At 44.1% G+C, this 2,549-nt stretch carries 2 protein-coding genes and 1 pseudogene; 1 reads left to right on the top strand and 2 read right to left on the bottom strand.

Features of this window, described 5'->3' with window-relative positions; genetic code table 11:
- Window positions 1-784 (top strand): EF-Tu/IF-2/RF-3 family GTPase (locus tag A3729_RS33175; protein WP_369820139.1); only part of this gene is annotated, 784 nt, incomplete at its 5' end.
- On the opposite strand, the pseudogene A3729_RS16245 reads toward A3729_RS33175, so the two are convergent.
- Window positions 770-1,354 (bottom strand): annotated as a pseudogene (locus A3729_RS16245) (GTP-binding protein); the annotation flags it as partial. The gene A3729_RS33175 and the pseudogene A3729_RS16245 sit on opposite strands and share 15 nt — an antisense overlap.
- Window positions 1,355-1,448: 94 nt before the next feature.
- Window positions 1,449-2,357, bottom strand: coding sequence for a sulfate adenylyltransferase subunit CysD (gene cysD / locus A3729_RS16240; protein ID WP_068507917.1), 909 nt, complete (start codon window positions 2,355-2,357; stop codon window positions 1,449-1,451).
- Between the last annotated feature and the right edge of the window lie 192 nt (window positions 2,358-2,549).

Raw genomic sequence — 2,549 nt, 5'->3', positions numbered from 1 at the left:
CATCGTTGCCATCAATAAGATGGATCTGGTTGACTACAGCGAAGAGCGCTTTAATGAAATCAAGAGCGATTACCTTTCATTCTCTGACCAGTTAGATTTGGGCGATATCCAGTTTGCACCACTTTCTGCACTGAAAGGTGTTAACACAATCAGCAATAGCGACAAGACACCTTGGTACAAAGGCAAGCCTCTAATGGAGATGCTTGAGTCAGTCGAAATAGCTAAAGACAAGAATCTGGAAGACTTCCGCCTACCAGTACAATACGTTAACCGCCCTAACCTTAACTTCCGTGGTTTCTGTGGAACGATTGCTTCGGGTATCGTTAAGCCTGGCGATAAAATTACTGCACTTCCTTCGGGTAAAAGCAGTACCGTAAAAGAAGTCGTGACCTTTGAAGGTTCACTGGATGAAGGTTTCGCAGGTCAAGCGGTTACGCTTACCTTGAATGATGAAATCGATATCAGTCGTGGCGATATGATTGTTCAGTCTGACAATCACCCAACGGTAAGTTCTGCGGTAAAAGCACATATCGTTTGGATGTCTGAAGACAAAATTCAGCCAGGCAAGCTTATTGATATTAAACTTGGTTCCAAGCAGGCTTCAGCGTCAATTCAGTCAATTGAGCATTTAATTGACGTTAATACGCTTGAGAAAAAGGATGCCAGCGAACTAGAGCTTAACAGTATTGCATTATGTACGATCCATGCAAACCAGACACTTGCGTTTGACCCATATGGTGAAAACAAAGCAACGGGCGCCTTCATTATTATCGACCAAATCTAACTGGTCAGAGAATGAAAGGTAATCGCTCTTGATTTCATTAAAGCGCTCTTCGCTGTAGTCAACCAGATCCATCTTATTGATGGCAACGATGACGTGCTTAATACCCAGTAAAGAAGCAATAAATGAGTGACGTTTGGTTTGCGTTAATACACCGTGACGTGCATCGATCAGGATGATTGCCAGGTCAGCAGTTGACGCACCAGTTGCCATGTTACGAGTATATTGCTCGTGTCCGGGAGTGTCGGCGATGATGAACTTGCGTTTAGCAGTTGAGAAATAACGATAAGCAACATCAATGGTGATGCCTTGCTCGCGCTCAGCCTGTAGGCCGTCAACTAATAGTGCAAGGTCGATTTCACCTTCGTTGGTGCCGGACTTAACGCTGTCTTTCTTAATTGCTTCAAGTTGATCTTCATAAATCATTTGAGAGTCATGAAGTAGTCGGCCAATAAGTGTGCTCTTGCCGTCGTCAACGCTACCACAAGTAAGAAGACGTAGTAGTTCTTTTTGTTCGTGTTGCTTCAGATATTCGTTAATATCTTCACTGATAAGATCTGACTGGTGTGACATGTAAACTATCTCTTTATTTGCTGCCTCGCGCTGGGTCTTAGCGTGAGGCAATAATCTTGGTTGCTATGTATCAGCTTTGTACGTATATGCTGGCCTAGAAATAACCTTCGCGCTTCTTCTGCTCCATTGAGCCTGCCTGGTCGTGATCAATGACGCGGCCTTGTCTTTCAGAGGAGGTGGTTAGTAGCATTTCCTGAATTATTTCGGGCAAGGTTGTCGCTTCAGACTCAACTGCACCCGTTAGCGGGTAGCAACCAAGCGTACGGAAGCGTACCGACTTCATCTCTACCTTTTCACCTTCTTCAATCGGCATACGTTCATCATCAACCATGATCATGACGCCGTCACGTTCAACAACAGGTCGCTTCGCTGAGAAATAAAGTGGAACGATATCGATGTTTTCCAGGTGGATGTACTGCCAGATATCAAGTTCTGTCCAGTTAGATAAAGGGAATACACGAATGCTTTCACCTTTATTAATCTTACCGTTATAAGTATTCCATAATTCAGGGCGCTGATTCTTTGGGTCCCAGCGGTGGTTTTCATCACGGAAAGAGTAAACACGTTCTTTAGCGCGAGACTTTTCTTCGTCACGTCGTGCGCCACCGAAGGCTGCGTCAAACTGATATTTGTCCAGTGCTTGTTTAAGACCTTGGGTTTTCATTACGTCGGTGTGCTTGGCACTACCGTGAGTAAAAGGTCCGATGCCTTGATCAACGCCTTCCTGGTTGATATGCACGATCAGATCGAAGCCATACTTTTTAACGGTCTCGTCACGAAACTTGATCATTTCCTGGAATTTCCAGGTAGTGTCAACATGCATTAGAGGGAAAGGTGGCTTACCTGGTGCAAAAGCTTTGCGAGCCAAGTGCAGCATAACAGCGGAATCTTTACCGACAGAATAGAGCATTACCGGATTATCAAATTCAGCGGCTACTTCTCGAATGATGTGGATGCTTTCAGCTTCCAATTGCTTTAAATGAGTCAAATTGTATTGCGACATATATGTAACTCTTACCAGAGGTCAATAAACGAAAAAATCGTGTTTAAGTGGATAGCTGCTATTTCTATAGGCTGCTACCTAACAAAAGGGTGCGGAATTATAACAGGCTTGTCGCTAAATAATAAGGGATGTGGTGCTTTAGTGAGTGGTGGTGGAGTGCGCTTATATTCTCACTTATGCTAAAAGATCAGA

The organism is Oleiphilus sp. HI0043 (assembly GCF_001634935.1).
The sequence above is the reverse complement of the archived record's forward strand: the minus strand, read 5'-3'. Positions and strand labels throughout refer to the sequence as shown.